A 6739-nucleotide genomic window follows, 5' to 3' on the forward strand; every position below is an offset into this window, starting at 1 on the left:
AAAGTCATGAAGGTGCGAATACATAAGAGGCCAGAGGTAGCCCCTCAATTTGAGCCCGTATATAAGCTAGCATCTAAATTTATTTTAACTTTTTCTTTTTGACATTTACGGGGAGTCCATATAAGACCCTAGTACCATGTTTGAAATTTCGTCATGTATTGGGAAGTCATCACTTTGTAATTCGCCACCAATACCTTTAAGCAGTTCAATATGTAGAAGCTCAAAAACGAAAGGAATAAACATTACGCTCGGCAATGCCTATTTAGCGTCACAAGGTTTAGTGTCATTGAGAGATATTTGGATCAATACTCATTACGGGAGATGAACCGCCCATTGCAGTTCTCGCTAATAAAAACGCATGATGGGGCTGGAAGGTTGGAGACCTTTGGCAACCCGATTAGTTGTATTAGTCATCTAAGCCTAACTTACGACTAAACCATGTGTAATCTTGATATGGAAAGTCATTATCATAAATTAAATCTATTTGTTCTTTTATTACAGTGTAGTCATGACGTGCACGGCTTCTGTCATGACATTGACTATTCTTTTCAATTTGATTAGCTAAGAATAGTAGAGCAGCTTGGTTAAATAGCTTTATGTATTTAGGAATAGCGGATTGGAATCTAGAGTCTGCTTGGTCGTAATTATAACTGCACCCATAGTATGATGAAGTTATTTTACAGAATTTTTCTTGCCACTCATCCGAGTCAGATAAACTTAATAATGCATCAAATTGTCCAGGAGTGAATGTTGGGTGGTCATCACCTTTAACCCAAGCTTCTATATCACTGGCATGAGTACTCAAGTTTGTTTTTGTAAACCAACCTATAGTCTTTCCTACATCATCTGTGGAAATGCAATGCTGAATTTTTAAACGAGCATCTTCGTTTAACAAAGGATAAATTTCAGGGTATTTTGATAAAAAATAAGTTACATATGATAGAGGTAAACCCGCAGCAGCGATATTGCTATAAAAATCTTTATCTCCATTAATGGTATCGGAAAGGCTCGTTGAGTTCCTAGCGGCTAATACTTCCAATAGATTCAAATTAATTAGTCTGTTTTTATCACATTCCTCATTTTCAAGCTTGAATGCTATTTTCCACACAGAGCGAAATACATTTAGTTCAACAGGAGGCGTTGTTCGTTCTAAATACCTACTCACTACATATTTCTTCACTTTATCTCTAGTGTTTAACACTTCTGCTGATTCAGCTAAATCAACTAAGATTTCTTTCATTATATGTTGAGTATAAAACGGAGGTTTTATTAGAAGATCTTCCAGTGTATTTCTTAAAAGAGAACGTACCGTTTCTTTGTTGGGAGAATGAAGCTCTCGCTCTTTATTTAAAACAGGGTGAGCTGATAAGTGTCTTTGCTTTTGAAGGTATCTTAAATTTTCATACTCTAATGTATCTAATAGGTGAGTTTTTGAATGAACGTCTTCAATTAATTTAACTTCCCAAGAAGCTGAAGTTGGATTGGCTTCCTGAATAGCCGAAAGCTCATCAAGAATTTCTTTTGCTGATGCATCCCCATAAAGGTCAATTAGGCTCTGTAGTTTAAAAACAATATCGCAGACTGCTACAGACCAGAGCATAACTACAGCGGATCTATAGTTCTCATTTTGATATGAGGAGAGGACTTCCTCAAAATACTTTTGAGTCTTCCCATAATGAATTTTTTTAGCGATATTATCTAAAGTGAATTCTTGCATACTTTGAGTGCATCCCTGAATTTAAAAGTACAGTTAACAATTTATAGTGCGCTCGTCGCGCATATTTCTGCCGATGAAACGCTTATTTTTCTACTTTATATAGTTTTAACAAATTACCTAAGATATTACTATCACTAAGTTTTCTATTCTCTTTGGGCAAAACTAAATGGAGTAATATGCACGCTTCGCTCATTTTTGTGAATATGTAAGCGACAGTTTGACTATTCAATTAGTTATTATATTTTGGCAATATCAATGTTTGCTGAGCACTCATAGTCGCCTATCGGGTAAAGTCTAAACCAAGTTCTTATGACTACTTATAGCTAGTGATGTCTATAAGGTTAGGCAGGGATTACTTCATTTTAATACCTTCTTCATAGTTTGTTCATACGTGTATTTGCATACTCCGGCTAAATTCTTATTGAATAGGTAACATCATGACTTTAACTAAATCACTTTTAAGCGTAACCGTAGTAGCTGTATTGCTTTCTGGTTGTGAAATGAATAACGCAGGTAAAGGCGCAGCAATTGGCGCTGCTGCAGGTGGCGTATTAGGTAAAGCTACGAGTAACCATAAAGATAAACGCTTTTTTATTGGTGCAGCAATAGGGGCACTTGCGGGCGCAGCTGTTGGCGACTACATGGATAAACAAGAAGAAGCATTTCGTGATGAGCTAGCGGGTTCGGGCGTTGAAGTTGTGCGTGAAGGCGACAACTTACGTTTGGTTATGCCATCAAATATTACCTTTGCGACGGATCAATCGTATATTTCATCAGGTTTTAACGACACGTTAAATGCGATTGCTAACGTTATGAATAAGTACGAAAAAACCTACCTTAGTGTTGAAGGCCATACCGATAGCACAGGTAAAGGTAGCTACAACATGAACCTATCGCGAGAGCGTGCACAAAGTGTGAAAGACTATTTAGTGAATCAACAAATTATGGCTACACGAGTTAGCACTAAAGGCTATGGTGAAACACGTCCAATTGCGACTAATGAAAGTGTAAATGGTCGTGCTCAAAATCGTCGTGTAGAAATTCAAATAGTGCCTAATACGCAAGGTTAATTTGTAATTAATCTGATATCTGCCTGCTTCAAGCAAACTCAACGTAGTTAACGTTGAGAATAGTGACTTGAGATAGTTTATTATTCTCAGTTGAAGTGGGTTATAAACCGCGCTAATGCGCGGTTTTGTTTATTTAATAGCACTTTTAAATCGGTTAGCTGTCATAACTAGTTCTTTCACAGGGACATATTTATGGCAAAGTGGCGTTCGACAATTATTTTATCGATACTTTTACATGGATTATTGTTGTTTTTTTTAACAACTTTAAAGGTACCTGAAATAAAACAGCCGCAATCACCGCCAATTAAAGCCTATATGGTGAGTGTGCCAGCCAAAATTAAAGCAACACAACAAGCGCCTCAACAGAGTGTTAATAAAAGTGTGCGCATAGAAAAAAAGCCAAATGAGCCGGTAAATAAAACAGTATCAAAATCAGTAAGCTCTTCCAGTAAAAAAACAGAAAAAGCGGCTGAACCGGTAAACTCCACTATAACAACCTCGACCACAATAAATGCCCACTCTGCAGCATTAACGCCATATAAAAAAATCGACTTACAAAAAGGCCTTAATCGTATTTTACAGCAACAAATGGGATCTTTACCTGCTAGTACAACCTCTGCTGGTAAAACAGCTGATGAATACGAGACGGTAAAGAGGATCACAGTCCCAAAAGTACACTCTGCAGCGGTAAAGCCGCTGTTACAAATAGAGCAGCAAAGTATGCAATTTACTACCTACCGTAAAGGTGATACTTGTTTTAAAAAGGTGTTTATTGGCGCAGGGGTGATGCAAAAAAATGACTTACCAGATAGTTATTTAACCGCAGGGCAATTGTGCGGTAAAACTAAGTTAACAGAGGCTTATGATGCTGCAATGAACAAATGGCTTAGCAAAAAGTAGCAGCAAAGCCGCTGCTACTTTAATTTATTTAAGCTCAATCTTTATTAAACTGTAATTCACACAGTTTTTGATACAGCGGATTGCTGGCTAATAACACTTGGTGAGAACCCGTTGCTATTATTTCCCCATTTTCCATTACCACAATCACATCAGCATGTTTTACCGTGGACAGCCTATGGGCAATTATTAACGTTGTTCTGTTTTGCATTAGGTGCTCAAGCGCCGCTTGCACGTGGTGCTCACTTTGCGCATCTAGCGCGCTGGTGGCTTCATCAAGAAGGAGTATTTCTGGGTCTTTTAATATAGCGCGGGCAAGCACAATACGTTGCTTTTGCCCGCCAGATAACCTAACACCTTGCTCACCTAAAAAGCTGTGATAGCCTTGTGGCAACTGGTTTATAAATTCATCGGCATGGGCATGTTTTGCAGCGGCATACACTTGCTCATCGGTTGCATTTGGGTTGCCGTAGCGGATGTTATGCATAACATCGGAGCTAAATAAAATAGGGTTTTGCGCTACCATGCCCATTTTATTACGCAGAGTATTAAGTGATAGGTCTTTAATATTTATATCTTTAAACTTAATAGCTCCGCTGGCCGGATCGTAAAAACGTTGTAGCAATTCAAATAATGTAGTTTTACCAGCGCCAGAAGGGCCAACAATAGCCACAGTTTGGCCTTGCTCAATATTTAGGCTTATTTTATTAAGAGCACTTACATCTGGGCGAGAAGGATAGTTAAAGCTAATATTTTCAAGCGCAATTGCAGGGCTGCTACTTTCTTGCAGTAAATTACTATCTTGTGGGTTTAGCGGGTTTTCTATTTCACTTTTAACAGCAAGTAGCTCAAGTAATCTTGCAGCCGCGCCTGCTGCTCGTTGTAGTTCGCCATATACTTCAGCAACGGTTGCCACCGACATTGCCACCATAATAGCGTAAAACACAAATGCACCTAACTCGCCGCCGGTCATAGTACCCGCAAGTACATCGTTACCACCCACCCAAAGCATTGCGCTAATGGCACTAAAGGTTAAAAAAATCACTACGGCTATTAAAAACGAACGTTGTTTGATACGTTTTTTAGCCACGTTAAAGGCTTTTTCGGTCTCGAGTGCAAAGGCATGCTGTTCTTGTTCTTCATGGCTATAGCTTTGTACTACTTTAATATTTTGTATGATTTCGCCTGCATAGGTGCTGATGTCGGCAATGGCATCTTGGCTTGAGCTTGCTAGCTTACGTACCTTGCGGCCAAATATCATCATAGGAACAAGTACTAGCGGCACACAGGCCACAACCACTAAGGTGAGCTTTAAATTGGTGAACAGTAACATGGCTAAACCGCCCACCAACATAAGTACGCTGCGCAGCGCCATAGAAAACGATGAGCCGATAATAGATTGTAATAAGGTGGTATCAGTGGTTAAACGCGACATAAGCTCGCCACTGCGGTTTTCTTCAAAGTAGCTAGGGTGCAGCGTAACAATGCGATTAAACACGGCTTTTCGAATATCGTTACTGACTCGTTCGCCAATCCACGACATTAAATAAAAACGGCTAAAAGTGCCTACTGCTAATAAGCTGATTAAACCAATAAGTACTAATACGGCCTGCTGTAATTGCACCTTTGATCCAGCAATAAAGCCATGATCAATAACAAATTTAACACCTTGCCCCAATGACAAGTTAACGCCTGCCGTTACGAGTAATGCGGCTAGGGCGGCGACTACCATCCACTTATACGGTTTAATAAAAGCAAAAACAGGTAATAAACTGCTAAAAGCAGCCTTTTCGGCTATAGGTGTTTCTTTTGACATAGTGGATTCTTTTTGAAGGTTAAGGTATAGATATGGCATCAAGGTAATAAAAATCAATAGTATTGAATATCATCAATAAGGATTCGTTATGACTACAAATATAATAAACGGTGAATTTACAGTCGCTTTAGCGCCAATTGAAGGTTACGCCAAAGGGCAGCAAGGCATTAATTTAGGGCGTATGTCGATTGATAAAACATTTAAAGGTAGCTTAAATGCGACCAGCCAAGGCGAAATGCTCAGTGCTATGACGCCAACGCAAGGCAGTGCAGGCTATGTTGCTATTGAGCAAGTAGTTGGGGAACTTGAAGGTAAGCAGGGGAGCTTTGTACTGCAACACTTTGGCACTATGAATAAAGGTCAAGATAGCCTGATTTTAAACGTCATTCCCGATTCAGGTACTGATGAGCTTGAAGGCTTAAGCGGCAGTATGAAAATTCGTATAGAGCAAGGTATTCATTACTATGACTTTGAATACACTGTAGATAGTAAATAACCAGAATTCAGGTTAAATAAAAAAGCATAGGTAAATACTTATGCGGATTAATTATTGAAGACCATGAATTATAAGGAGCATAAATGGCTTTATCTGTTTGGTTGAGTTTGGCATTGGTATGCATGATGGGCGCGATGTCGCCAGGGCCAAGCCTTGCGGTGGTATTAAAGCACACGCTTAGTGGTGGCATGAAAAACGGCATGCTTGCTGCGCTCAGTCACGGTATTGGCGTTGGGCTTTATGCTGCAGCCTCATTACTTGGCTTAGGAGCATTGATGGCTCAATTTCCAACACTATACCAAATATTGGTGTATTTAGGCGCTGCGTATTTAGCCTATTTAGGTTTAAAAATACTGCTAGCAAAACCAAGTAATAACGAGCTGCAAGTACAAAAGAGTGAAGTAAGTGCGAGTAAAGCGTTACAAGATGGATTTGCGATTGCTTTTTTAAATCCTAAACTCGCGATTTTCTTTTTAGCGTTGTTCTCACAATTTATAGATCCGCAAAACCTCACTTTAAGCATTGGCATTATTATGTGCTTAACCGTGTTTGTAATTGATACTGGTTGGTATTTATTAGTTGCAGTGCTAACTGAGGTGTCTAAAAATCGTTTTGGTTTTACTAGGGGCTGTTGATCTTTCACATTGGTAGCCAAATCATTGCACATGCCAGCGCTAACATACTCTCAAACTGTAATTTCAATTTATCGTACCTTGTCGCTATAGCACGGAAGTGCTTTAGCC

The 6739-nt window shown here is 39.2% G+C and carries 6 protein-coding genes and 2 pseudogenes; 4 read left to right on the forward strand and 4 right to left on the reverse strand.

Annotated features, from left to right (window positions below):
* Window positions 1–105: 105 nt before the first annotated feature.
* Together H5119_RS19540 and H5119_RS19545 are read right to left on the reverse strand one after the other, a co-directional pair.
* On the reverse strand, window positions 106–243 hold the full coding sequence (locus tag H5119_RS19540) for a hypothetical protein (protein WP_182703421.1): 138 nt from the start codon (window positions 241–243) through the stop codon (window positions 106–108).
* Window positions 244–406: 163 nt separating this feature from the next.
* Window positions 407–1717, reverse strand: coding sequence for a hypothetical protein (locus H5119_RS19545; RefSeq protein ID WP_182703422.1), 1311 nt, complete (start codon window positions 1715–1717; stop codon window positions 407–409).
* 437 nt (window positions 1718–2154) lie between these two features.
* Here H5119_RS19545 and H5119_RS19550 point away from each other — a divergent pair, with 437 nt between their 5' ends.
* Together H5119_RS19550 and H5119_RS19555 are read left to right on the forward strand one after the other, a co-directional pair.
* A complete protein-coding gene (locus tag H5119_RS19550) occupies window positions 2155–2787 on the forward strand; it encodes an OmpA family protein (RefSeq protein WP_182703423.1) in 633 nt (210 codons plus the stop codon).
* A gap of 192 nt (window positions 2788–2979) precedes the next feature.
* Window positions 2980–3687 (forward strand): hypothetical protein, encoded by a 708-nt coding sequence (locus tag H5119_RS19555; RefSeq protein WP_182703424.1) that lies wholly within the window; start codon window positions 2980–2982, stop codon window positions 3685–3687.
* 34 nt (window positions 3688–3721) lie between these two features.
* Here the strand turns inward: H5119_RS19555 and H5119_RS19560 are convergent, their stop codons facing one another.
* On the reverse strand, window positions 3722–5500 hold the full coding sequence (locus tag H5119_RS19560) for an ABC transporter transmembrane domain-containing protein (protein WP_182703425.1): 1779 nt from the start codon (window positions 5498–5500) through the stop codon (window positions 3722–3724).
* Between the two features lie 88 nt (window positions 5501–5588).
* On the opposite strand from H5119_RS19560, the gene H5119_RS19565 reads away from it, so the two are divergent.
* On the forward strand, window positions 5589–5996 hold the full coding sequence (locus H5119_RS19565) for a DUF3224 domain-containing protein (RefSeq protein WP_182703426.1): 408 nt from the start codon (window positions 5589–5591) through the stop codon (window positions 5994–5996).
* Window positions 5997–6079: 83 nt separating this feature from the next.
* Window positions 6080–6622 (forward strand): annotated as a pseudogene (locus tag H5119_RS19570) (LysE family translocator); the annotation flags it as partial.
* A 13-nt stretch (window positions 6623–6635) separates the two neighbouring features.
* Here H5119_RS19570 and H5119_RS20590 read toward each other — a convergent pair.
* Window positions 6636–6739 (reverse strand): annotated as a pseudogene (locus H5119_RS20590) (IS5/IS1182 family transposase); the annotation flags it as partial.

Source organism: Pseudoalteromonas sp. SG45-5, assembly GCF_014164085.1.
GTDB classification, from domain to species: domain Bacteria; phylum Pseudomonadota; class Gammaproteobacteria; order Enterobacterales; family Alteromonadaceae; genus Pseudoalteromonas; species Pseudoalteromonas aliena.

Coding starts and splice junctions, on each gene's coding strand:
- H5119_RS19555 (WP_182703424.1), top strand. CDS start 2,980: ATGGCAAAGTGGCGTTCGACAATTATTTTATCGATACTTTTACATGGA.
- H5119_RS19560 (WP_182703425.1), bottom strand. CDS start 5,500: ATGTCAAAAGAAACACCTATAGCCGAAAAGGCTGCTTTTAGCAGTTTA.
- H5119_RS19545 (WP_182703422.1), bottom strand. CDS start 1,717: ATGCAAGAATTCACTTTAGATAATATCGCTAAAAAAATTCATTATGGG.
- H5119_RS19565 (WP_182703426.1), top strand. CDS start 5,589: ATGACTACAAATATAATAAACGGTGAATTTACAGTCGCTTTAGCGCCA.
- H5119_RS19540 (WP_182703421.1), bottom strand. CDS start 243: ATGTTTATTCCTTTCGTTTTTGAGCTTCTACATATTGAACTGCTTAAA.
- H5119_RS19550 (WP_182703423.1), top strand. CDS start 2,155: ATGACTTTAACTAAATCACTTTTAAGCGTAACCGTAGTAGCTGTATTG.